We start from the raw sequence: 24311 nt of genomic DNA on the forward strand, positions 1-24311 counted from the left end.
TTTTAAGAGGTGGCCTGATTAAGAACTAATAATCATTCCTTCTAAGTCCCTCTCCCTCCCCTGCGGGTGAGGGTTGAGGTATTCACACAAAATTATAAGTTCTCTCGAACTACCGTGGCTTGACCACGGTATCCACACGCTGCATTATTAAATCACCTCTATTTCTTCAATGGAGTGGTTAAAAAAGAAATTTAATCGAGTGTATTTCTTGGGCTTAAACTAACAATTACCCCTCTTGTAGATATCGTGGCCAAGCCACGGTAATTCGATCTTTAATTAATATTTGGGGGATACCTCAGGGGGAATGGGGTTATTCCGCTTGTTATCCCCTATCCCTCAAAGAAGAGGGATAGGGGTGAAATAATACAAAAAGTTCCCTCGCCCGCGAAAGGGATTTTGATTAGAGGCAAATCTTTAATCGAGGGAGGGGGTTAGGGAGAGGGCCTAAGAAGGACATGTCGTTTAGCCCAACCGACCATCTATCTTTATCACTAAAATAAGGTCTTATTAATTGCGGCCTCACGGGCAACATGAGTGGAGATAATTTCTTTGCCGACTAATTCCGTTAGGTGTTGATCTAAGGTCTGCATTCCCTTAGATTGCCCCGTTTGAATAGAGGAATACATTTGCGCTACCTTGTCTTCTCTTATCAAATTACGAATAGCCCCTGTACAAATCATAATTTCCAAAGCAGCAACCCTACCCCCACCATTTTTCTTTAATAAGCTTTGAGCAATGACTGCTTGTAATGACTCAGATAACATAGAGCGAACCATTGCTTTTTCTTCTGCAGGAAAAACATCAATAATTCTGTTTATGGTTTTGGTCGCGGAGTTAGTATGTAAGGTGCCAAAAACCAAGTGTCCAGTTTCTGCAGCAGTCATAGCTAGACGAATTGTTTCCAGATCGCGTAATTCCCCCACTAAAATGATATCCGGATCTTCACGTAAAGCCGAACGTAGCGCGGCATTGAAACTAAGAGTATCTTTATGGACTTCACGTTGGTTAACCAGGCATTTTTTGCTCTGATGAACAAACTCTATCGGATCCTCAACAGTCAAAATGTGCTCATAACGAGAAGAGTTAATAAAATCAATCATTGCGGCAAGAGTGGTACTTTTCCCCGAACCAGTCGGCCCTGTCACTAATACCAAGCCTCTAGAAAAACTGGCCATTTCCTTGAAGATAGGCGGTAAATGTAAATCATCCATACTTAAAATAGCAGAAGGAATGGTTCGAAAGACAGCAGCCGCCCCCCTAGATTGATTAAAGGCATTCACCCTAAAACGAGCTAAGTTAGTAATTTCAAAGGAAAAATCCGTTTCCAAAAACTCTTCGAACTCCTTTCTTTGTCTATCATTCATAATGTCATAAATGATTTTTATCACGGTTTTATGATCTAAATCAGGCAAATTGATTTTTCGCAAATCCCCGTCCACACGGATCATGGGAGGTAAACCAGCTGATATATGTAAATCTGAGGATTTGTTCTTGACGGAAAATGCTAATAACTCGGCTATGTCCATATCCCTTTGTCCCTAAAATACTCGAAGTCAATCAGAGCATATTGCTAACGTGCAAACTAAGATGCCATGACTCATTTCACAAAAATCCCATCAATTCATTCATACAATGCAAAGATAAAATCTTTAAATTATTCTAGTAGATTAGCTTAGGAAATGATACACAGCAAACTTTGCTGTATCATCGCATATAATTGCAGGTTTAATAGACCTCTTCGAGAACTCGTTGAGGGGGAGAGACGAAGCAACTCACCTCCGCAGTAGAGTTTCCGTAGAGCTCTAAGGTGAAATGCCCAGAAAAAAATCTCACGTTTCATCGCCCCCTGTATTATCATATCGTTTTTTAAGTATTAATTGTGGAAGCAACATGAATATTGACCAAAATTTAAGTCATGTAAAACAGTTGATTGCGCAAGCAGCAATGGTCAGTAACCGTTCAACTGATAGTATTTTATTATTAGCAGTCAGTAAAAAACAAAGTGTTGAAAGTATTACCCAAGCTTTTAACCTAGGAGTAACAGATTTTGGGGAAAATTATTACCAAGAAGCATTATTAAAAATAAATGCATTAAAAGATTTACCTATGAGTTGGCATTTTATAGGCCCTATTCAAAGCAATAAAACTAAAGGAATAGCTACTCATTTCCATTGGGTACATAGTGTTAATCGTTTAATCATTGCCAGATTACTCAATGAATACAGACCTCCTCGTTTACCTCCATTGAACGTCTGTTTGCAAGTTAATTTAGTGGCAGAGGAAACAAAGTCAGGAATTTTACCGGAACAAGCAAAGGAATTGGCTTTAGCAGTGAGTCAATTACCTAACCTTAAGCTAAGAGGTCTTATGACTATTCCCCCACCACAAAAAGGCCAAGCCAAACAATATAATTTGTTAATACAACTCAAACAATTAATGGAATCCATTAACCAGGAAACAGGATTAAAGATGGATACCTTATCTATGGGAATGAGTGATGATTTGACGCCCGCAATCAAGGCAGGCTCCACCATTGTACGTGTCGGTCGGGCAATTTTTGGTGAGCGCGAGGTAATTAAGAATGAATATTAGTTTTATAGGATATGGCAACATGGCCAAGGCCATTGCCCGAGGATTAAATCAAGAAAGCGCTTATTCATTATCAGCCGCCGCCCCCTCTTTGACTGTAGGTATTAATAAAGATAATGTTCGTACCCATCATGATAATAGAGAGGTGGCAAGCAATGCAGAAATTATCGTTCTAGCCGTCAAGCCAGCTAAAATGAATGAGGTTCTGCAAGAGATTACGCCGTTTATTCCTGATCATTGTCTTCTTATCTCTGTTGCAGCAGGTCTAAGTTTGTCTTGGTTTGCCAAGCACTGTAAGGCCAAGCAACCGGTAATCCGTACTATGCCTAACACCCCAGCATCAGTAGGTTTGGCGGCAGTACCAATGATAGCCAATGAATATACAAGTGCTGAACAAAAAAGGCAGGCTGAGATTATTTTTTCCAAAATTGGCATCACCACCTGGGCCAATAATGAGGAAGAAATGGATACATTTACAGCCCTTTCAGGAAGTGGGCCAGCCTATGTTTTTTCGTTCATAGACGCAATGATTCAATCTGCAGTTGCCTTAGGTTTAAATGAATCTATCGCCAAAACCTTCGCGCTGCAAACAGTTCATGGTGCATTAAAATTAGCGCAAAATGACGATTTAGGTTTAATCGAGCTAAAAACAAAGGTAACATCACCAGGAGGGACCACAGCAGCGGCATTAAGTATCCTAGATGCTCATTTGCATGCTCTGCTTTTGGCATCAATGAATGCTGCGAAACAACGTGCCCACGAGTTAGGAACAATACAATAAAATTAGCTTTCTATCATCATTAGAGACCTGTTATATCATTAGGGGAAATCATGTCTGGTTTTACTGCAGTAGGTTTTTTTTTAGTATCTGTATTATTTAGTCTTCTCATTTTTAGTTTATGGATTAGAATTTCTTTACGTTATTTGCGCATCAGTCCCCTTACCCCTTTTGGCCAGCTCATACATACAGTCACTGACCCGTTGGTTAAGCCAGTGCTTTTAGTCTCCAAGCAAAAATATAAAGCAGGACAAAAATATGATTGGATAGCATTTGCAACCTTGGTTTTTATTGAAATAATCAAAATAATCTGTCTTAGCCTATTAGCATTCCACGCTATAATGCCCATTCCTTTTCTTCTTATTTACCTGCTTGCTGATTTAATCATTCAACCCTGTAACATATTATTCTTTGCCATCTTAATCCGCGTCATTATGAGCTATGTTAACCCCCATTGGCAGCACCCTATCTCAGACTATTTACGCGTTTTAACTGAACCATTATTAATCCTTGGCAGAAGAATCATCCCTGACATTTCTGGTTTTGATTTTTCACCGATTATCATCATGATTATATTAAAAGTTATCACCTTATTTATTAGCGCTTCCTTGCCTTGGAAAATCTTATAAAGACCAATTATAGCCATGAAACAGAATTCGCTCACAAGCCAAGATTAGCTTTTCACCAAGGCAGTAAAGTGGTGATAAATAGATATAGCGAATTTATTTGACTATAATTGTAATATGCGGAATAGACTGGATGGACATATGAAAAGCAAAGCTATCTTTAGTTTAGTATTGTTTAGTTTGCCATTCAGCGTGATGGCTGATGAATCCTATTATTGCCCCCAGAATCATGCGTACATCAATGTAGGCATGAGTCCTGATCAGGTTATTGCTGCTTGCGGTCAACCACTAAGCCAACAAGATTCCAATCAACCGGTGTTACAAAAAATCCCAATGCAACAATTAATTTTTAATAATCAAGGCACTGGTACCGCTTTTTATGGCGTATGGAACGTTCCTACGGGTAGTGGTGGTGCTCAATTACAGGTTGATATTATAAATCAACGAGTTAAATCAGTTAAGATAAATGGCTCTGATTCTAATGCATTTTCTCTATGCCGCGGTACGAATATTCAAATAGGAGATCCAGTAGGTAAAGTCTACGGCGCGTGTGGAAGTCCTTCTGTAGTGAATAATACGTTCATTAATCAGATAGTCCCGACTGCACAAAAACCACAAATATGGATTTATCAACCTGGCCAATATCAGCCAACAGTTTCCTTGACTTTTGTTGATGGCAAACTAAAATCCATCAATCAATAATTAACATTTGTACGGCGATCTATGATGTTTTTGGATCGCCTTGTAAGCGTTATTCCGTGCAATGCACTGCATTGATACAAAACTCCAGATTAGAACCATGAACTCCAATGAAAGCAATAGCGTTTTTACAAGAGTTCTGTAAATTTAAGGAAGTGAACCAGATGAGTGAAACCATAGACGATATTACCATTGCATTTAGCGAAAATGGTGTTGAGACAACTAAAGAACTTGATAAACAAATATTATCCAAAGGAGCCTGGACTACCATAATGTTTAAATATCAAGACTGGGATAATGCTAAAAATGACTATGGCCCTGTTAAATACTCCATCAGACGCTATCAAAAAAGAAACAACCAATATTGGCAAAAGTCTAAATTCAATATTTCTAGTGAAGATCAAGCAAAGAAAATAGTTGGTATTTTGAATGATTGGTTGAAATAGACCAATTAGACAAATCTATTATTTTTTGTAGCTTGGGGGGCTTCTTCACTGCCCCCCAGGCTAGTAATAACTCACAGGTTCCCCAAGTTGAATGTGGCACAAACGGTCAGATTCTCGCCAGATGGGCCAAATATGGCCAATGGCGCTACCTTAAGTTTTTGTAGCCTGGATGAGCGCAGCGTAATCCGGGATTTCAGTGCACTGAGCTAGGGTATTCCCGTATTATGCTGCACTAATACGGGCTACGATTTTTTCTTCCTTTTATTAAGGTAGCACCATTGGGCCAAATATGGCCGTTTCCCGAGTGGGGCTGAGATCGTACATCACTTATAACACCCTACCCCATCATAACCGACCACATGGCATTCTCTATATGCTGTTTGATCGAGCTGATAACTCACTGAACCATAATCAGCATAAATGTGCCCATCTTTAGATTGTTTGATATGAGGATGTTGATAGTTTTCTGCAGATTGGCAACCGAACTGCTTTTGTATCCAGACTGACTTTCCCGAACTTATTTTATCTATTCCTGGTTGTAACATAGCCTTCCCACAGTCTTTCGTGCTCAAAGCATCCACTGCAGGAGCAGAAAATAAAACGTCATAGCTATTTAGAGCTGCTTTTACCGCATTTTCAGCATCTAAAATCCCATGCCCACAAGGTTTTTTTCCTACACAAGACTTATTAGCATCCTTACTTTGGCCAAAATCATGAGTGGTCATATAAAGAAGTTGTTCGACTTGTTCTGCAGTTAATGAATTATTCATCGCAAATACTAATCCAGCAACACCGGCAACATGAGGTGAAGCCATACTAGTTCCTTGATAAAAATCAAAGCCCGAACCATGATATCCACCACCAGCATTCACTGTAGATAAAATACCACCGACAGTTCCATAACGCTTGTCTCCACCTGGAGCAGCTAAGGTAACACCGGGACCATAGTTAGAAAAATAGGATCTCAATCCCTCTGGACCAGTAGCGGCTACTTTGATGGTGCCATTACACACTGCGGGAGCGTTATAATGTTCCCACACATTATCATTACCAGCAGCAACAGCAAGAACAGCACCTTTTTGGCGTACATAAAACACCGCCTCTTGCAACGCCGCATCACAGTAATCTATTTCTTTACCTGGCTCTAAATCGACTCCAAAGCTCATATTCAATACTTTAGCTGGATATCTGTTTTGCGGAACCCCAGGTATAATTGCCCCCACTGACCAATAAATACCATTGATCACAGCACTCTCATAGAACATTCCACTTCTATCAGGAATTTTTACTGGAAGTATTTTTAAATCCTCACCAACTCCACTCATTACCGTTCCATAAGCGGCAATAGTTCCTGCCACATGAGTGCCATGGTAGGAGTTAGTTTCATCAGTTAAGTTGTTGTCATTTCCTGCAAAATTCCATCCCCAAGTCTTACCATCCTTATCTTTTAGCAAGTTATTATCCAAGCTATCATTTTGTACAATACCCGTATCCAAGACAGCAACCACTATTGGCTTTTTTGCAGCCCCTGTTGTATAAGCCCAAGCTCCATCTCGTAATCCGGCTTTTGATTCCAACATGATTCCTGCAGGCGCAGAAAACTCATCCCATTGACTATTATGAGATAATAATTGACTTAAACTTTGACTTACTACAGGATCGGGCACAGGTCTAAAATGACCTACTCTATCTTTTACCGCATACAATACATTGGGATTTTTACGCAGTTGGTTTAATACTGAAACAGTCGCATCTTGTTCTTTGTTAAGATCCCAAGAAGCGTGTGAAGCATCTAGAATTAAAGAATAAGCTCCATTAGCCATGGGCTTCAATTCGTTCACTGGTAATTGGGTTGCTTTGGCTATTTGTGACTTCAACAAAGACTCAGTCATAATCTGTTGTTTGTATTTTATAATCACTCTTATTGTTTCATTATCTAAGGCAAAGACTCCATGCGATAACGACAAAAGGCTTATAGCCATTACTCCTTTCCTAAAATTCATACTTCAATCTCCTTATTAAAGTCTTAAATAGGGCTCTTTTACATCTCACAGCAAAGAAGTATCACATTAAGAAATACCTTAGTTGCAATAAAATTGTTAAAGAAGTCTAAGAACTTGCTAATTAATTCGCTAGAAATAGAACAAGGGCCGTTACAACGCCGTGTACATAGAGGCACATAAGCAGCGGAGCATAGGAAATGATGGTGAGTATTCATTTTTAGCGAATTAATTAGCAAGCTCTTAGAAATGATAATACGGTTAGATCATAGCGTTCAATAGCTTTATTTTTTAGTTTTCTGCATCCCATTGCCATCAAAGGCTTATCTAATAACGGTTAAAGAGTGATATTTTTAGGTAAATTATTTTCATATTAGGATGCCAAAATTGATTGAAGCACTTCAAGGCTAATATTGGCGCCACTTAAAACGCTCACTACATTTTTGCCTTGAAATTTTTTAGCATTTTTTATAAGCGCTGCTAGAGCAACACCAGAAGCTCCTTCAACTAAAAGATGTTGTGCTTTTATCATACTAATAATGGCGTTTTTAATTTCTTCTTCAGAAACCAAGACGAATTCATCAACATATTGACGACACAGATCGAAGGTGATAGCCCCTGGTTCTATTCCTCCTGCTGTTGCATCTGATAAAGTAGGTAATGTTTCCATATCAATAATTCTACCCGCTTTAATTGATTCTGACATGACAGGTGAATTTTCCGGCAAACACCCGATTACTTTGATGTTGGGATTCACCGATTTTAAGTATCCTGCAATACCGGCAATTAATCCACCACCGCCGATCGTAACGAAAACGGCATCAATAGTATCCAGTTGATTTGCAAGCTCTAAACCAATGGTTCCTTGTCCTGCTATAACTTGCCGATCATTATACGGAGATATATAAATCATATGGTGCTGTTTTGCATATTCCAATGCATGCAGCTCTGTTTGCATGCAATCAGTACCGTAAAATTTTAGGTTATCAGTGTAATTACGTATATTGTCGATCTTAGTTGATGAGGCATTTTCAGGAACAAAAATGATCCCTTTCAGATTTAATTTATTCAATCCGAAAGCAACCGCGGCACCATGGTTACCAGAGGAGGCCGTAACTATACCTTGTTCACGTTGAGATGCAGTTAAACTTAATAATTTATTGATGGCGCCACGCGCTTTAAAAGCACCTGTATGTTGTAAGTTTTCACATTTTAAAAATACATTAACTTGGGTTTCGCGACTCAAGGCAATTGAGTAATCAAGAGGAGTCTCTTTAATATGTTGTCTAATTCGGCTATCAGCTGTTAACACTTCATTTTTAATATCAAACATGAATCACCTATCTTCTTTCAATGCTAAATAATTATAAATAGTTGCTCTTGATACCCCGATAATTTGGGCAATGTATAAGGCCGCGTTTTTTGCAGAGAATGCACCTACTTTATTCAGATGCTCAATTAACTCTTTCTTTTCTGAGCGGTTTAACGACTCCAGAGTGAGATGATGTTCTATTAGATAGGTATGCACGTATTTATTGATCCGTTCCTGCCAATCATCCTGAAATAAAGGTTCTGGCTGTGGTGAAAACTGTACGCTACTAACGAATGTGGTGATTAAATTATTAAATTTTTCCAACTGCGATATATCAAGATTAACACACAGCATACCTACGGCTTTATTATTTTCATCTCTAATGACGCTACTCACTGATTTTAATTTTCTACCGTCCCAATTAATTTTTTCATACGGCCCCACACAATCTTCTAACGAAGACAGCTGTTCTTCCTTTGTAAGTAACGAGGAATCACCAACCCTTCTTTTGGAAAAAGGATGAAAAATAGCAACAATTTGATTTAATTGAATATCGTGAACTACTACTTCCGCATAAGGATGCAATAACCGTTGGATTGCCTCAGCCGTAGGAAGGAATAATTTAATTGCTTTTTTCATGGATGCCTGACAGTTAACAATATCTGGCGATTTTAGTCTAATTTAGATTTTATTGTCAAACAAATAGTAATCGAACAACCATTTGCCCGGCATTATAAGGAAAATATAAATGGTCGGTGTAGATACTGGCTTCAATCGCACGAGAAGTCCCCTCGCCCGCGAAAGGGATTTTGATTAGAAGCAAATATTTAATCGCGGGAGAGGGTTAGGGAGAGGGCCTTAGAAAGATATTTCTCCCTATAGCCCACCCTACCATATAGAGAGGAAATACAATTATAGCCAACGTAAGAACTTAACTTTTTACCTCAATAACGATAATGATCAGGCTTATAAGGGCCGTGCTTATCAACCCCAAGATATTTGGCCTGCTCATCAGTTAACGTCGTTAATTTGGCACCAATACGATTCAGGTGTAATCTTGCTACTTTCTCATCTAATAATTTAGGAAGCACGTATACTTGACGTTCATAGTGACTCGAATTTTGAAATAATTCAATTTGCGCTAATATTTGGTTGGTAAAAGATGCAGACATTACAAAACTAGGATGTCCTGTAGCACAACCTAGATTGACTAAACGGCCTTCAGCTAAAACAATAAGACGCTTACCATCAGGAAATACGACATGATCCACTTGTGGCTTGATATTTTCCCATTGATATTGTCGTAAACTGTGAATATCGATCTCAGAATCAAAATGCCCAATATTGCATAATATGGCCTGGTGGCGCATACGCTTCATGTGGTTCAGAGTAACTACATGATAGTTACCAGTAGCAGTCACCACGATATCGACTTGCTCTGCCACATCATCTAAAGTCACAACCCTATAACCCTCCATCGCAGCTTGCAATGCGCAAATAGGATCGATTTCTGCAATTAAAACGGTGGCACCTTGACCACGTAATGCTTGGGCACATCCCTTACCTACATCGCCATAGCCCATAATAAGAGCAACTTTACCAGCAATCATGACATCGGTTGCTCTCTTCAAGCCATCCAATAAGGACTCACGACAGCCATAAAGATTATCGAACTTTGACTTTGTGACTGCATCATTCACATTAATTGCAGGGATCTTTAATTGGTCTTGCTTAGCCATTTCATAAAGTCGTGCAACACCCGTTGTTGTTTCTTCAGACACGCCCTTAATCTCTGCTAACAACTGAGGATATTTTTGATGAACGATTTGTGTTAAATCGCCACCATCGTCTAACAATAAATTAGGATACCAGCCATTAGGACCACTGAGGGTTTGCTCAACACACCACCAATACTCGTCTTCAGTTTCCCCTTTCCAAGCAAAAACAGGAATAGTTTCTGCGGCAATTGCCGCGGCAGCATGATCTTGGGTGGAAAATATATTACAAGAAGACCAACGAACTTCAGCACCGAGAACAATTAAAGTTTCTATTAATACTGCCGTTTGAATCGTCATATGAAGGCAGCCAGCGATACGGGCTCCTTTTAATGGCTTCTTAGCGCCGTACTCGGCACGTAAAGCCATTAAGCCTGGCATTTCCGTTTCTGCTATAGCAATTTCTTTACGTCCCCATGATGCTAGAGACATATCGGCTACTTTATAGTCGTGAGAAACTCTAACGTGTGCTGTTGAATCATCAACTAAGCTCATTTGAATGTCCTTATTTAATATGAGTGTCCTATAAAAATGGTTTCATTATTTATAGGACACTTGAGTCTTTTGACGCAGATTCTCAGTCTAAAAATATTAATGAGAATTTTTAGTTTGAATCCGCATTACTTAGAGTGCTTTACTGAGTGCAGCTACTTTATCTAAACGCTCCCATGGGAATTGATCTCTTCCATAATGTCCATAGGTTGCTGTTTCTTTATAAATTGGACGCAGTAAATCGTGTGAATCAATAATTCCCTGCGGAGTTAAATCAAAATGAGTGTGAATCAAATCGATTATTTCACTGTCTTTTAAACGTCCAGTACCGAAAGTTTCAACAAAAATTGATGTAGGCTCTGCAACACCGATAGCATAGGATATTTGTATTTCACACTTATCGGCCAATCCTGCAGCCACTATATTTTTAGCAACATAACGTGCAGCATAAGCAGCAGATCGGTCAACTTTTGACGGATCTTTGCCAGAAAAGCAACCGCCACCATGTCTGGCCATACCGCCATAGGTATCCACTATGATCTTACGACCGGTTAGACCACAATCTCCCAATGGGCCACCAATAACAAAACGCCCTGTTGGGTTAATAAAATAACGTGTTCTTGCAGTCAACCAATCAGCAGGCAATATTGTCTTAATAATTTCTTCACGCACTGCCTCAGTTAGATCATTATAAGCCACCTCAGGCGCATGCTGCGTAGAAAACACTACGGTATCAACCTCTACTGGCCGACCATTCTCATACTTTAAAGTGAGCTGACATTTGGCATCAGGTCGTAACCAAGGTAGTTGTCCTGATTTGCGCATGCTGGCTTGTTTTTCCATTAAACGATGAGCATACGCTATTGGTGCTGGCATAAACACATCTGTTTCACGGCTAGCATAACCAAACATTAGCCCTTGATCCCCTGCTCCCAAAATTCTTGTTTGCTGATTATCAACACCTTGCGCGATATCGGGAGATTGTTTACCAATTGCTGAAAGCACAGCGCATGACTCCCAATCAAAACCCATTTGCGAACTGTTATAACCTATGTCTCTAATAACATGACGCGTAATTTCTTCAACATCTACCCAGGCTTTAGTCGTAATTTCACCTCCGACTAATACCATTCCTGTTTTGACAAAAACCTCACATGCAACCCGAGCATTCTTATCCTGAGCGATGATTGCATCTAAAATAGCGTCAGAAATTTGATCGGCTATCTTATCTGGATGCCCCTCGGAAACAGATTCTGAGGTAAAGACGTGGCACTCTTTCATTAACATATCCTCTATTTTTGAAGTACGAAGTATCCTAACTAGGTTTTATTTCATTGATGCTATAAATTCGTTAAATATAATTTCTATATCGTGCGGGCCTGGGCTCGCTTCGGGGTGTCCTTGAAAACCAAATGCAGGCTTGCTCTTATGCCTTATACCCTGCAGGCTATTATCAAATAAAGAACGATGGGTCACTTCTAAACTCTCTGGCAGACTTTCCTCATCTACAGTAAAGCCATGATTTTGACTCGTTATAAAAACTCGTTTATCTCCATGAACCTCTACTACCGGATGGTTAGCTCCATGGTGACCAAATTTCATTTTTTTAGTTGCTCCACCACAAGCTAAAGCCAAAATTTGAAATCCCAAACAAATACCAAAGACAGGAACATTATGGGCTAAAAACTCTTGAGTTGCCTTTATTGCGTAGTCACAAGCTTCTGGATCACCGGGACCATTAGATAAAAATACTCCATTAGGATTCATTGCTAAAACATCAGCTGCTGGAGTATTAGCTGGTACCAATGTTAAATGGCATCCTTTATCGTGTAGTATACGTAAAATATTATGTTTCACGCCAAAATCATAAGCGACAACGTGAAATTGATGCGGTTTGGAATGACTTCCCCAGACTCCTTGGCCCTCATGCCAGCGCTCTATAGTTTGTCGTGATACTTCTGAAGCTAAATCCATGCCCTGCAAACCAGCAAAAGATCTCGCCTTATCAAGAGCTATTTCAGGCTCTGTTGTATTAGTACTAATACAAGCGCCAATAGCCCCATGCTCACGTAGCCTTAATGTCAAAGCCCGGGTATCTATCCCAGAAATAGCAACGATACCATTTTTTTTAAGCCAGTCGGGAAGCGATTGTTCAGCCCGGTAATTACTATGCAAAATAGCACAATCACGCATTACTAGACCTGCAGCCCAAACCTTATTAGACTCCATATCCTCACCATTGCACCCAGTATTCCCAACATGAGCCGCAGTTAAGGTAATAATTTGTTTGGCATAAGAGGGATCAGTTAACATTTCCTGATAGCCAGTCATTGAGGTATTAAAAACCAATTCACCGACGCAATCCCCAGCAGCACCTACCGATATTCCTTCATAGATAGTGCCATCAGCCAACACCAAAATAGCTGGTTTATTAATCATGAAAAGTCTCAATATTGTTCAATGTATAGCTATCCATACTATGCAGAGTACAAAATGATAATGTACATTCCGTGTACATCATTATAAAATGTTCCAATTGTAACTCACTTAGCTCAAAATTTCATGTCCTCAAAGAACTTTTTCACTCCGGCAAACCAAGAAGTGGAGCGAGGAGAATGATTTGTTTTGGCATCTTCCAAGGACTCTTGTAATTTAGTTAACAGTTCTTTTTGTTCCCGTGATAAGTTCACTGGAGTTTCCACAACCACTTTACACAATAAATCACCTTGTGCATATCCGCGTACTGATTTCATTCCTTTACTTCTTAAACGAAAGACCTTGCCTGTTTGTGTTTCGGCTGGAATTTTCAAAGTGACTCTACCTTCAAGGGTGGGAACTTCTATCGATCCACCTAATGCTGCGGTTATAAAACTGATAGGAACTTCGCAGTGTAAGTCATTCTCTTGCCGCTCAAATATAGCATGCTTTTTAACATTAATTTGAACATATAGATCTCCGGAGCCTCCACCGTAGGCTCCGGCTTCACCTTCACCACTTAATCGGACTCTATCTCCATTATCAACGCCAGGAGGGATTTTAACTGTCAGTTTTTTGCTTTCACGAATGCGCCCCTGGCCATGACAGCTTGGACATGGATCAGTAATAACCTTTCCTTCTCCATGACAACTTGGACATGTCTGTTGAATAGAGAAGAAACCTTGTTGAATTCTTACCTGTCCCATACCGTTACAGGTTTCACAAGTTTTAGGCTGCGTTCCTTTTTTAGCGCCAGTACCGCTACAGGTACCACAACTACCATGACGAGGAACAGTAATTTCAACCTCTTTGCCTACAGCAGCTTCTTCAAGAGTAAGTGAAACATTAAATTGTAAATCAGCCCCACGTTGACCTCGTGATTGTCGTCCTGCGCCACGTCCTCCAGAGAATATATTTTCGAAAATATCTTCAAAGACATCGCCAAAACCACCAAAGCCACCAAAACCTCCGTGACCGCCTCCCGTTGAAGGATCAACACCAGCGTGTCCAAACTGGTCATAAGCCGCTCGTTTTTGTTTGTCGGATAAAATAGCGTAAGCTTTTTGAATTTCTTTAAATTTTTCTTCGGCCGAAGAATCGCCGGGATTGCGATCTGGATGATATTTCATTGCCAACTTGCGATATGCTTTTTTAATTTCAGCATCGCTAGCATTTCGACTTACTTCTAAGAGTTCATAATAATCCCGCTGTTCCATAACTGCTCACAATTTTTAAAAATATCAATACTTAATTAAGTTATAACCCTTAATCAGCACTTGTCAAAATACATACGGGACGATGAAACATCGTCCCGTCCCAAAATATCAATCATCCCTTATTTTTTATCTTCTTCTTTAACTTCTTCAAATTCGGCATCAACAACACCATCGTCAGCAGTTTTGGCAGACTCATGAGCATGTGCTTGCTCACCAGCTTGAGCGGTTTGGCCTTCAGCTGATTTTTTAGCGTAAATACGTTCAGCCATTTTTGCAGAAGCATCAGTTAAGACTTTTAGCTTTTCTTCGATATGCGCTTTATCACTACCTTGCACTGCTTCTTTTAATTCAGAAATTGCAGTTTCAATTCCTTTTTTCTCATCATCAGACAATTCTGCAGCAAGATCTTTCATTGATTTTTCACAGCTATGAATTAGCCCATCAGCCTGATTACGCAGTCCTGCCATTTCCTTAAATTTCTTATCTTCTTCCGCGTGAGACTTCGCATCTTTTACCATAGCATCAACTTCTTCATCACTTAATCCACTAGATGCTTTAATGACTATAGATTGCGCTTTGCCTGTTGCCTTATCTTTAGCAGATACATTAAGGATACCGTTGGCATCAATGTCGAAGGTTACTTCAATTTGAGGCACACCACGAGGCGCAGGAGGAATATCACCTAAGTCGAATCGGCCTAAAGACTTATTAGCAGAGGCTTGTTCTCTTTCCCCTTGTAATACATGGACAGTAACCGCAGTTTGGTTATCATCAGCAGTAGAGAATACTTGGTTTGCCTTAGTAGGAATAGTAGTATTCTTCTCTATCAGCTTAGTCATGATACCACCCATGGTTTCTATACCAAGAGAAAGTGGAGTCACGTCAAGCAATAATATGTCTTTTACTTCACCAGACAAGACTGCTGCTTGAATAGCCGCACCAACAGCAACTGCTTCATCAGGGTTAACGTCTTTGCGTGGTTCTTTACCAAAAAACTCTTCAACTGTTTTTTGAACTAGTGGCATACGTGTCTGACCACCAACCAAAATGACCTCATTAATTTGTGATACGGTCAAACCAGCATCTTTCAATGCAATCTTACATGGCTCAACGGTTCTCTCTACCAATTTCTCAACTAAAGACTCTAATTTGGCACGAGTTAGTTTGATATTTAAATGTTTAGGTCCTGAGGCATCAGCAGTAATATAAGGCAGATTCACATCCGTTTGTTGTGATGAAGACAATTCAATTTTGGCCTTTTCCGCTGCTTCTTTCAAACGTTGTAACGCTAAGGGATCATTGTGTAAGTCAATACCAGTATCTTTTTTAAACTCAGCAGCTAAATACTCAATAAGTGCTAAGTCGAAGTCTTCCCCTCCTAAAAAGGTATCTCCGTTAGTAGCCAATACTTCAAATTGGTGTTCCCCATCAACTTCGGCGATTTCGATAATGGAAATATCGAAAGTACCACCACCAAGGTCATAAACAGCAATAACAGAATCACCACGCTTCTTGTCCATACCATAAGCTAATGCAGCAGCAGTAGGTTCGTTAATGATTCTCTTTACTTCTAGTCCTGCAATTCGCCCTGCATCTTTTGTTGCTTGACGTTGGGAGTCATTGAAATAAGCAGGCACAGTAATTACTGCTTCTTTAACTTCTTCACCCAAGTAATCTTCTGCTGTTTTTTTCATTTTACGCAATACTTCAGCAGAGATTTGTGGCGGCGCTTTATCTTGATCTTTCACTCGAACCCAAGCATCGCCATTATCGGCCTTAACAATTTTGTAAGGCACCATCTTAATATCTTTTTGCACTATAGCATCATCGAAACGACGTCCTATTAATCGCTTAATAGCAAATAGCGTTTTTTCAGGATTTGTTACTGCTTGACGCTTTGCAGAAGCACCAACCAATACCTCATTGTCATCTGTAAAGGCGACAATAGAAGGAGTAGTTCGAATACCCTCACTATTTTCAATTACTTTAGGTTTATCACCTTCCATTACAGCAACACATGAGTTGGTAGTACCCAAATCTATTCCTATAATCTTAGCCATTGTTTTTTTGCTCCAAATTAGTAATTTCTCTTACAATAATGGTCATATGGGGTCTTTAATTTATAATTCAACCCATATTTGTAACTAGTTAACCCTCTGCTGGTTTGTTTTTCGACACAATAACTCGGGCAGGTCGAATTACTCGATCACTTAATTTATATCCTTTCTGGAATACAGTGACGACGGTATTAGGTGGTGTTCCTGGAACCTCTTGGATAGACATGGCTTCATGTTGCTGTGGATCAAATACTTCACCAACAGGATCTATACGAGCTACATCAAATTTTTGCAAAACGTCGGTAAAGAGCTTCATAGTCAGATCTAAACCTTCATGCATCGCCACATCATCACTTTTTTCTGCGATTTGCAACGCCTGCTCCAAACTGTCTATTACAGGCAATAAAGCAGTGATCAATTTTTCCATGCCGTATTTATGGGCATTAGCAACTTCACGCTCCATACGGCGACGCACGTTATCTAATTCAGCAACAGCACGAACTGATTTTTCCCAGTTTTCATGTGCTTTTTGCTCAGCAAGAGTAAGTTGCTCTTCTAAGTGTATGTAACTGGGGTGATCTAAAGCAACACCCTCTTGTGTTGACTCTCCAGAAGAACCCTCTCCAGTCTCCTCTTCATTCTCAATCATTCCCTCGCTTTGTTCCATTTCTTCTTTAAATTTATGCCAATCTTTTTTATTGTGTTTACTCATCAAAATGACTCCCAGCTAATTTGACTGTAATAAATGGGGATGCCCTCATAAAATTTCAAGCCTTTTTAGAATTAAAATCAAAAATAATTGAAGCCGAAACAAATTAAATTATATCTGATAGTCATCACTTCTAATTCCCCCTGCTCCATATGTATTATAGCTGTGATGGTTTTTAATCCGTCTTCATCAGCCCATTTCACCACTGCTTGCAGTAAATGTTCATTTATTCCATACTTAGGTATCAAAAAACACATTTGGATAGATTATGCAAGAATGGTCGCCGGATTCTTGGCAACAGTATTCGTATTTGCAAGCAGCAACTTACACTGATCAAGAACAATTAAGCAAAGTAGTAGAACAATTAAGCCTGTTACCTCCATTGGTTACCAGTGGCGAAATAAAATATTTAAAAAATGAAATTGCCCGGGCTGGACGTGGTGAAGCATTTATTCTACAAGGTGGAGATTGTGCTGAATCATTTAATGACTGTCGTCCTGAAGTAATCAGTAATAAATTAAAGATTATTTTACAAATGAGTCTCGTGCTGCTCTATGGATTGCGTAAGCCTATTATCCGTATAGGAAGAATAGCCGGACAATATGCTAAACCTCGCTCGTCTGATTTTGAAACCGTTGACGGAGTGACTTTACCAAGTTATAGAGGGGATATAGTGAACTCTCCTGAGTTTACTCAATCGGCACGAGAACCTAACCCCAAGTTATTATTACAGGCTTATAGCTGCTCCGCGATGACCTTAAATTTTATTCGTGCTTTATTAAACGGTGGATTTGCCGATTTACATCATCCACAACGCTGGGATTTACGCTTTGTAGAACACTCCAAACAAAAAAAAGAATATCAAACTATTGTTAATTCTATTGGGGATACTTTAGATTTTTTAAGCGCTATAGACGGGATACGCTCAAGTAATTTAAGCAAAGTCGATTTTTATACCTCTCATGAAGCATTACACCTGCATTATGAGCAGGCCTTAACACGCCAAGTAAAAGACGGCAAATGGTATGATTTATCAACTCACCTGCCCTGGATTGGTATGCGTACAGCACAGATTGATAGTGCGCATCTAGAATTTTTAAGGGGAGTGCAAAATCCTATAGGCATAAAAATTGGCCCAGGAGTAACCCCCGAATGGCTAGAGGAAATGTTAACTGTAGCAAATCCCCAACATGAAGAAGGGCGTATTGTATTGTTCACACGTTTAGGGGCAAAACATATAGAACATTTGCTGCCTCCTTTGATTGAAGCAGTAAGGAAAACCAAAATACCAGTAACTTGGTCTTGTGACCCCATGCATGGGAACACGGAGACAACAGCAGATGGAACTAAAACACGTCATTTTGACAATATACTTTCAGAGTTAAAGCAGGCATTGGAAATCCACCGAGCCATGGGAAGTTACCTTGGCGGTGTGCATTTTGAATTGACTGGAGATAACGTCACTGAATGTATTGGTGGCGCTCGTGGCCTGGCTGCTGATGATTTAAAAACAGCCTACCACAGCTTAGTTGATCCTAGATTGAACTACGAACAGTCTCTGGAGATGGCCATTCAATTAAGTAGACAATTTAGAAGTGCTTAATCTCGTAGATTAGACCCAAGGAACTGAATTGTCGCCACTATTTTTAGGCCGAGGCGAAAGCCAGTATCCATTTGATGTTAAATGATTGATGGATGCCGACTTTCGTCGGCAATGCGAACAGGGATAAAGTCGACTATGGGCATCGTGTTTGTTAATTATGTCATTTATGACTCTTACTTAAGCACTAAAAATGCTGATGTACAAAAAAGGTAGAAATATCCCAGGTCAAGAGGATCGAGCTATGATACGAGATGGACTTCTTAAACCGATGTATTTAACTGTTCTGCAATATACTCTGGTATTCGCTGATCTAACCAATAAATAGGAAAACCAGGCTTATTACCACTAATAAATCCTGCGTGCCCTCCCTTTTTGCTTAACTCTAAAGTGACAGACTCTGATAATTCGTCCTCTCTTGGCACAACATCCTTTGTCATAAAAGGATCATCTAGAGAATGAATAATAAGTGTAGGAGTCGCAATCCTTTTTAAATATTGCCTTGAACTCGATTCCCTATAATAAGCATGAACACTACTAAAACCATGTAAAGGAGCCGTTACCTGATTATCAAAAGTCCAGAAACAATTACATTCCGCTGCTTTTTTTATTGCTTCAGGAGGATCTTGTAAATAATTGGCTTTACGAGCAAATACCTCTTTCAAATTATTAAGTAAATGCATTTGATAAATACGAGAAAAACCTACATTCATACGATCAGCAATGATATTGAGAACAAAAGGAACTGAAACGGCTACCCCTGCAATTATTGACGATTGAGTTCCTTTTTCTCCTAACCATTTTAGTAAAACATTTCCGCCTAGAGAAACCCCAACAACTATTTTTTTTGTGTTAGGCTCCCGTTGCTGTAGCACTTGAATCAAATAATCTAAGTCTGAGGTCTCACCAGAATGATAAGCTCTAGGTAGTCGATTAGGCTCCTGCCCTGCTCCTCTAAAATGCATTAATACAGCCCGCCATCCTTGATTATTAAATGCACTCATAAATCGGGCGACATAGCTTGAATTCACGCAACCACCTAGCCCATGCAAAATAACTACTAATGGCGTGTCTTCTGGTAAATTAGCAGTACTCCATGCTAAATTTAAAAAATCGCCGTCAGGCAAATCTAATTTTTCCATCTTATCAATACAGGCTTTTACAGGACGTATCATCGATGAATAAATTGTTTGGGCATGGGGATTAGTCAACCACCAAGCAGGTTTGAATTGACTCTCAATAATCATAATCACCTCAAATGGTATTGGGGACTAAATTCACGCACAGCATCTATCATCACAGCAACATGTTCCGGAGGTACATCAGGAGTAATTCCATGTCCCAAATTAAATACATGCCCATTTCCATGGCCAAAGGATTGTAAAACCTGTTCTACCTGTTGTCGAATATTTTGCTCTGAACTCAAAAGTACGCAAGGATCAAGATTTCCTTGTAGTGCTACCTTATCTCCTACTCGTTGGCGTGCCGAGTGTAAATCACAAGTCCAATCGACTCCTAAGGCATCACAACCAGTAGCGGCCATAGGCTCTAACCATAAGCCCCCACCTTTAGTATATAAAATAATTGGGACGTCTGAGTTATAAGCTTTTATCTTGTTAATAATCAACTGCATATAACGCAATGAAAAGTCTCGATAATTAGCTGGAGTTAGAACTCCTCCCCAGGTATCAAAAAGCATGACTGCATTAACCCCAGCCTTAATCTGTTCGATTAAATAATCACTCACAGATAATGCCAGTTTATGCAATAAGAGATGAGCAGCTTCCTGTTCGGTATAAACTAATTTCAAAATACGCTTAAAATCTCTGCTACTTCCTCCTTCGACCATATAGCACCCAAGGGTCCAAGGACTTCCTGAAAAACCAATTAAAGGCAATTCTTCAGGCATTTCCCGTCGAATCAAACGTGCGGCACTCATCACATAGCTTAACGAATCAGCACTGTCTGGAACCACGAGATCATTAATAGCATCCACATCTCTAATCGGCCGACTAAAACAAGGGCCTTCACCCTCAGAGAAATACAAACCGAGTCCCATAGCATCGGGAATAGTTAATATGTCAGAAAATAATATAGCCGCATCTAATGAAAAACGACGCAAAGGTTGCAAGGTCACTTCACAAGCTAGTTCTGGATTCTTACAAAGACTTAAAAAATCACCTGCCTTTTCTCTGGTCTTTCTATATTCAGGCAAATAACGCCCAGCCTGTCGCATAATCCAAACTGGCGTTCTTTCTACCGGTTGACGCCTTAAAGCACGAAGAAATAAAGATTGATTTAAGTCGTACATCGTTGAATCTCAATTACAATAAAAAAATAGAACTTATGGTAACATGATCACAGAGCTATTACAGTGCTAAGAGTCTTTGAATATGGCATAAAGTCTTTTAATCTGTTATTTAAATTTGGATTGTGCGCAAATTATAAACGATTTACAGAGTCAAATTCGTTTCATAGCATAACTTTTCAGCTAATGAGCCAACCGACTGTAACAATCACTCAGGAAACAGCCTACACGAACATTTACAAATTTTAACTGGACGACTAGACTTGCCCCATAACCGTTTGCTATTTATCTGAGGATCTTTATGGATGCTTTAAACATTAAAGCTCTAAGCGTTGCTACAAGAATTGGCGTACATGCTTGGGAGCAACAAATTAATCAGCAATTGCTCATCGATATTATTATTCCGTCTGACTTCTCTACCTGTCAGGATAATATAGCGAATACCATAGATTACGATGCTCTCTGCCAAAAAGTAACGCAATTCGTAGAATCCCAATCCTTCCAACTGATTGAGTCTGTCGCTGATCAAGTGGCGCATCTGATCAAACAAGAGTTTAATGTCTCTCAAATTACAGTAGCAGTTAGTAAACCCCATGCAGTTAAGAATGCGGGAACCATCCAAGTCGTTGTGAATCGATAGCCATTAGACTAAACTAACGTAGTTTATCTATGTCAATTCTTCGATGAATATCCTTTTGGACTAACCATAATACATTAGAAAAAAGATGACCTACCCTGCAGTCACCATCCCTCTGAGTCGCTCGTTTCTAGCTAAAGTTTCTTGCGCTCTTTGCGCCAAAGCCCGATTAGCATAAGGTCCCACTACAACGCGGTACCAAACTCCTCGAGTCTGGTGAGTGATAGGGACTACATTAACATTAAATCCTTTGAGTATTAACATTCCTTTCATATGCTCAGCATCCTGACGTGCTTTAAAAGCAGCCACTTGAACCATAAAATTTCCTCTAGTGGCTTGTACGGGGCGTGTTGTTGGAACTCTAACTTCCGTAGCCGCTTTTGGATTAACAACAGTTGATTTAGGTGCCGGACGCGCTGTAGCAGCAACAACAGCAGCAGCTGAGGCCGCATGAGTCGCTGAAGTAGGAGGAGTAGGACGATTAGCAGAACGATTCGCAGTGGTATTCACGCTAGGTTGGGTTGTACTACCAGCAGCTTTTTCATTGGCTAAAAGAGTATAAAATTCAAATTTAGGTTTAGGTTTAGGAGGGACTTGTGCTTGCTGTGTTTCAGCTTTAATGGGTTGTTTTTTTTCCTGAGAATGCTCTAAAACTTGCGTACTGACCCAATGACTAAGCTTTTCAACATTAAAAACCGATGCAGTTAAATACCCTAGCATAAAGGTAACAATTATTATCAAAAACTGCTGTGGTGCTCCTCCTCTTTGTCGAGAGGAGCGCTTGTTGCTACTATATTGTCTTCCCATTACATACTCTCAGGAGCCGATACACCCAATAAATCCAAACCATTAGTTAACACTTGACGAACCGCTTCTAATAAACATAAACGAGCACATCGCAATTGCTCTTGTTCGCATAAAAGCTGAACCGCATTATAATAACTGTGCAATCCATTAGCCAGATCTCTCAAATAATAAGCTATTTGATGAGGTTCACAGGTCAAAGCTGATGCTTCAACAATTTCAGGATAACGGCAAATTAAAGCAATTAACGCCGTTTCGTGCGGTTGCTCTAACAAATTAAGATGCTTAAGTCCTATTTCTTTATCCCAGAATAACTCTCTTTCTTTTAATTGTCGTAAAACACTGCATATCCGAGCATGAGCATACTGAATATAATAAACGGGGTTATCACTTGATTCAGATTTAGCCAAATCCAAATCAAAATCCATATGCTGCTCAGGCTTACGAGCTACATAAAAAAAGCGTGCCGCATCATTTCCAACTTCTTGTCGTAACTCCCTTAAAGTGACGAAGGAGCCACTGCGAGTTGACATCTGTACTCGCTCCGTTCCTCTATAAAGAATGGCAAACTGTACCAGTAGGACATCTAAAGCTTTTTCGTCATGCCCTAAAGCAGTTACCGCGGAACGTATACGAGTCAAATATCCGTGATGATCTGCACCAAATATATCAACTACCTTATCATAACCACGATCATATTTATTCCAATGATAAGCAACATCTGAAGCAAAATACGTTGTTTGACCGTTAGCACGAATCAAAACCCTATCTTTTTCATCACCAAAATCAGTGGCTTTAAACCAAAGAGCCCCTTCATTTTCAAAAGTATGTCCACCCTCTTTAAGAGCTTGGATTCCCTTTTGTATCGAGCCATCTTCAAATAAGGACTGTTCAGAAAACCAACTGTTGTAATTAACGCCAAACTCAGTCAGATCATCCTTAATATCATCCAATACGGTTTTTAATGCGTGTTGATGAAATAAAGCAAACCCTGACTTGCCTAATAAAGCCATGGCACGAGCGATCATCGCATCAATGTATTCTTCTTTGTCACCACCTTCTGGCTCATCTTTTGGTAATTCCGCAGTGATGACATCCCAAGAATGGACATATTCGCCCTCATGTTGAGACCATAGTTTTTCGGCTATCTCATAAACATATTGCCCCTTATAAGCATTAGCGGGAAAAACAACAGGAATACCGGCTAACTCTAAATAACGAAGCCAAACACTAGCAGCAAGAATATTCATTTGACGCCCGGCATCATTGACATAATATTCAAGAGTGACATCATATCCCGCGGCTTTTAACACATTCCCCAAAGTAGCCCCAAAAGCAGCACTTCTGCCATGGCCTACATGAAGAGGACCGGTTGGATTAGCAGAAACAAACTCGATTAAAACTTTTTGGTTCTGACCTAAATTATTGCGGCCAAATTGTTTTCCTTTCTCTAGTGCTTCAGCAATAATCAACGAACGCGCGTTACTACTGACGAAAAAATTGATGAATCCGGCGCCTGCAATTTCTATTTTTTCTATTGTGTCATCTTCAGGTAGAGCCTGGATCAACATCTCTGCTAATTTGCGAGGAGATTGGCGGCATGGTTTTGCCAAAACCAAAGCTAAATTACTTGCATAATCACCATGAGCAGGATCTTTTGCATTTTCTACCTTAATATCAACATTCAAATCACTTGGTATTGCATCTGATTTTTGTAAAGAATTTAACGCCTGTCTTAGAAGATGTTCTATTGAATGTTTCATACTACTCATATACCTGTCAAAATG

Annotated in this window: 21 protein-coding genes; 7 read left to right on the top strand and 14 right to left on the bottom strand. The window is 39.7% G+C overall.

The annotated features are described in order from the left end of the window. Positions 1-491: 491 nt before the first annotated feature. Positions 492-1526 (bottom strand): type IV pilus twitching motility protein PilT, encoded by a 1035-nt coding sequence (locus LFA_RS09980; protein WP_045096062.1) that lies wholly within the window; start codon positions 1524-1526, stop codon positions 492-494. Between the two features lie 364 nt (positions 1527-1890). Here LFA_RS09980 and LFA_RS09985 point away from each other — a divergent pair, with 364 nt between their 5' ends. The 5 genes from LFA_RS09985 to LFA_RS10005 all read left to right on the top strand — a co-directional run bounded on the left by LFA_RS09985 (position 1891) and on the right by LFA_RS10005 (position 5138). Then, positions 1891-2592 (top strand): YggS family pyridoxal phosphate-dependent enzyme, encoded by a 702-nt coding sequence (locus LFA_RS09985; RefSeq protein WP_045096063.1) that lies wholly within the window; start codon positions 1891-1893, stop codon positions 2590-2592. Further along, the gene (proC, locus tag LFA_RS09990) at positions 2582-3370 is read left to right on the top strand and encodes a pyrroline-5-carboxylate reductase (protein ID WP_045096064.1); all 789 of its coding nucleotides are present in this window, start codon (positions 2582-2584) and stop codon (positions 3368-3370) included. Before LFA_RS09985 ends, proC begins: the two co-directional genes overlap by 11 nt. Positions 3371-3420: 50 nt before the next feature. Next, a complete protein-coding gene (locus tag LFA_RS09995; RefSeq protein ID WP_045096065.1) occupies positions 3421-3996 on the top strand; it encodes a YggT family protein in 576 nt (191 codons plus the stop codon). A gap of 138 nt (positions 3997-4134) precedes the next feature. Then, on the top strand, positions 4135-4695 hold the full coding sequence (locus LFA_RS10000; protein WP_045096066.1) for a DUF2845 domain-containing protein: 561 nt from the start codon (positions 4135-4137) through the stop codon (positions 4693-4695). Between the two features lie 161 nt (positions 4696-4856). Then, positions 4857-5138 carry a hypothetical protein gene (locus tag LFA_RS10005; protein WP_045096067.1) on the top strand — a complete coding sequence of 94 codons (282 nt, stop codon included), beginning with the start codon at positions 4857-4859 and terminating at the stop codon, positions 5136-5138. Between the two features lie 323 nt (positions 5139-5461). Here the strand turns inward: LFA_RS10005 and LFA_RS10010 are convergent, their stop codons facing one another. The 9 genes from LFA_RS10010 to grpE all read right to left on the bottom strand — a co-directional run bounded on the left by LFA_RS10010 (position 5462) and on the right by grpE (position 17178). Further along, positions 5462-7141, bottom strand: coding sequence for a S8 family serine peptidase (locus tag LFA_RS10010; protein WP_045096068.1), 1680 nt, complete (start codon positions 7139-7141; stop codon positions 5462-5464). Between the two features lie 370 nt (positions 7142-7511). Further along, positions 7512-8471, bottom strand: a complete 960-nt coding sequence (locus LFA_RS10015; protein WP_045096069.1) for a threonine/serine dehydratase — start codon at positions 8469-8471, stop codon at positions 7512-7514. Positions 8472-8474: 3 nt separating this feature from the next. After that, the gene (locus tag LFA_RS10020; RefSeq protein WP_045096070.1) at positions 8475-9089 is read right to left on the bottom strand and encodes a helix-turn-helix transcriptional regulator; all 615 of its coding nucleotides are present in this window, start codon (positions 9087-9089) and stop codon (positions 8475-8477) included. Between the two features lie 305 nt (positions 9090-9394). Beyond that, positions 9395-10720 carry an adenosylhomocysteinase gene (ahcY, locus tag LFA_RS10025; protein ID WP_045096071.1) on the bottom strand — a complete coding sequence of 442 codons (1326 nt, stop codon included), beginning with the start codon at positions 10718-10720 and terminating at the stop codon, positions 9395-9397. Between the two features lie 129 nt (positions 10721-10849). Continuing rightward, on the bottom strand, positions 10850-11998 hold the full coding sequence (gene metK / locus LFA_RS10030) for a methionine adenosyltransferase (protein WP_045096072.1): 1149 nt from the start codon (positions 11996-11998) through the stop codon (positions 10850-10852). Positions 11999-12043: 45 nt separating this feature from the next. Beyond that, positions 12044-13156, bottom strand: a complete 1113-nt coding sequence (gene carA, locus LFA_RS10035; RefSeq protein ID WP_045096073.1) for a glutamine-hydrolyzing carbamoyl-phosphate synthase small subunit — start codon at positions 13154-13156, stop codon at positions 12044-12046. A 113-nt stretch (positions 13157-13269) separates the two neighbouring features. Further along, on the bottom strand, positions 13270-14409 hold the full coding sequence (dnaJ, locus tag LFA_RS10040; RefSeq protein WP_045096074.1) for a molecular chaperone DnaJ: 1140 nt from the start codon (positions 14407-14409) through the stop codon (positions 13270-13272). 119 nt (positions 14410-14528) lie between these two features. Continuing rightward, a complete protein-coding gene (gene dnaK, locus LFA_RS10045) occupies positions 14529-16469 on the bottom strand; it encodes a molecular chaperone DnaK (protein WP_045096075.1) in 1941 nt (646 codons plus the stop codon). Positions 16470-16557: 88 nt separating this feature from the next. Beyond that, positions 16558-17178, bottom strand: coding sequence for a nucleotide exchange factor GrpE (grpE, locus tag LFA_RS10050; RefSeq protein ID WP_045096076.1), 621 nt, complete (start codon positions 17176-17178; stop codon positions 16558-16560). 265 nt (positions 17179-17443) lie between these two features. Between grpE and LFA_RS10055 the strand changes: the two genes are divergently transcribed. Beyond that, entirely contained in the window at positions 17444-18778 is a 1335-nt protein-coding gene (locus LFA_RS10055; RefSeq protein ID WP_045096077.1) for a class II 3-deoxy-7-phosphoheptulonate synthase, read from the top strand. 260 nt (positions 18779-19038) lie between these two features. Here LFA_RS10055 and LFA_RS10060 read toward each other — a convergent pair whose 3' ends face one another. Both LFA_RS10060 and hemE read right to left on the bottom strand, forming a co-directional pair. After that, on the bottom strand, positions 19039-20022 hold the full coding sequence (locus tag LFA_RS10060) for a hydrolase (protein WP_045096078.1): 984 nt from the start codon (positions 20020-20022) through the stop codon (positions 19039-19041). 2 nt (positions 20023-20024) lie between these two features. Further along, the gene (gene hemE, locus LFA_RS10065) at positions 20025-21086 is read right to left on the bottom strand and encodes a uroporphyrinogen decarboxylase (RefSeq protein WP_045096079.1); all 1062 of its coding nucleotides are present in this window, start codon (positions 21084-21086) and stop codon (positions 20025-20027) included. A 298-nt stretch (positions 21087-21384) separates the two neighbouring features. Between hemE and folB the strand changes: the two genes are divergently transcribed. Continuing rightward, a complete protein-coding gene (gene folB, locus LFA_RS10070; protein ID WP_045096080.1) occupies positions 21385-21723 on the top strand; it encodes a dihydroneopterin aldolase in 339 nt (112 codons plus the stop codon). Between the two features lie 90 nt (positions 21724-21813). Here folB and LFA_RS10075 read toward each other — a convergent pair whose 3' ends face one another. Together LFA_RS10075 and argS are read right to left on the bottom strand one after the other, a co-directional pair. Next, positions 21814-22527 (bottom strand): SPOR domain-containing protein, encoded by a 714-nt coding sequence (locus LFA_RS10075; RefSeq protein WP_045096081.1) that lies wholly within the window; start codon positions 22525-22527, stop codon positions 21814-21816. Continuing rightward, positions 22527-24287 (bottom strand): arginine--tRNA ligase, encoded by a 1761-nt coding sequence (gene argS, locus LFA_RS10080; protein ID WP_045096082.1) that lies wholly within the window; start codon positions 24285-24287, stop codon positions 22527-22529. Before argS ends, LFA_RS10075 begins: the two co-directional genes overlap by 1 nt. Between the last annotated feature and the right edge of the window lie 24 nt (positions 24288-24311).

It is taken from the genome of Legionella fallonii LLAP-10 (assembly GCF_000953135.1).
In the GTDB taxonomy this organism is placed as follows: Bacteria; Pseudomonadota; Gammaproteobacteria; order Legionellales; family Legionellaceae; genus Legionella; species Legionella fallonii.

Bases quoted from the DNA above. Each gene is read 5' to 3' on its own strand.
- LFA_RS09980 (WP_045096062.1), bottom strand. From the start codon at position 1,526: ATGGACATAGCCGAGTTATTAGCATTTTCCGTCAAGAACAAATCCTCA.
- LFA_RS09985 (WP_045096063.1), top strand. From the start codon at position 1,891: ATGAATATTGACCAAAATTTAAGTCATGTAAAACAGTTGATTGCGCAA.
- proC (WP_045096064.1), top strand. From the start codon at position 2,582: ATGAATATTAGTTTTATAGGATATGGCAACATGGCCAAGGCCATTGCC.
- LFA_RS09995 (WP_045096065.1), top strand. From the start codon at position 3,421: ATGTCTGGTTTTACTGCAGTAGGTTTTTTTTTAGTATCTGTATTATTT.
- LFA_RS10000 (WP_045096066.1), top strand. From the start codon at position 4,135: ATGAAAAGCAAAGCTATCTTTAGTTTAGTATTGTTTAGTTTGCCATTC.
- LFA_RS10005 (WP_045096067.1), top strand. From the start codon at position 4,857: ATGAGTGAAACCATAGACGATATTACCATTGCATTTAGCGAAAATGGT.
- LFA_RS10010 (WP_045096068.1), bottom strand. From the start codon at position 7,141: ATGAATTTTAGGAAAGGAGTAATGGCTATAAGCCTTTTGTCGTTATCG.
- LFA_RS10015 (WP_045096069.1), bottom strand. From the start codon at position 8,471: ATGTTTGATATTAAAAATGAAGTGTTAACAGCTGATAGCCGAATTAGA.
- LFA_RS10020 (WP_045096070.1), bottom strand. From the start codon at position 9,089: ATGAAAAAAGCAATTAAATTATTCCTTCCTACGGCTGAGGCAATCCAA.
- ahcY (WP_045096071.1), bottom strand. From the start codon at position 10,720: ATGAGCTTAGTTGATGATTCAACAGCACACGTTAGAGTTTCTCACGAC.
- metK (WP_045096072.1), bottom strand. From the start codon at position 11,998: ATGAAAGAGTGCCACGTCTTTACCTCAGAATCTGTTTCCGAGGGGCAT.
- carA (WP_045096073.1), bottom strand. From the start codon at position 13,156: ATGATTAATAAACCAGCTATTTTGGTGTTGGCTGATGGCACTATCTAT.
- dnaJ (WP_045096074.1), bottom strand. From the start codon at position 14,409: ATGGAACAGCGGGATTATTATGAACTCTTAGAAGTAAGTCGAAATGCT.
- dnaK (WP_045096075.1), bottom strand. From the start codon at position 16,469: ATGGCTAAGATTATAGGAATAGATTTGGGTACTACCAACTCATGTGTT.
- grpE (WP_045096076.1), bottom strand. From the start codon at position 17,178: ATGAGTAAACACAATAAAAAAGATTGGCATAAATTTAAAGAAGAAATG.
- LFA_RS10055 (WP_045096077.1), top strand. From the start codon at position 17,444: ATGCAAGAATGGTCGCCGGATTCTTGGCAACAGTATTCGTATTTGCAA.
- LFA_RS10060 (WP_045096078.1), bottom strand. From the start codon at position 20,022: ATGATTATTGAGAGTCAATTCAAACCTGCTTGGTGGTTGACTAATCCC.
- hemE (WP_045096079.1), bottom strand. From the start codon at position 21,086: ATGTACGACTTAAATCAATCTTTATTTCTTCGTGCTTTAAGGCGTCAA.
- folB (WP_045096080.1), top strand. From the start codon at position 21,385: ATGGATGCTTTAAACATTAAAGCTCTAAGCGTTGCTACAAGAATTGGC.
- LFA_RS10075 (WP_045096081.1), bottom strand. From the start codon at position 22,527: ATGGGAAGACAATATAGTAGCAACAAGCGCTCCTCTCGACAAAGAGGA.
- argS (WP_045096082.1), bottom strand. From the start codon at position 24,287: ATGAAACATTCAATAGAACATCTTCTAAGACAGGCGTTAAATTCTTTA.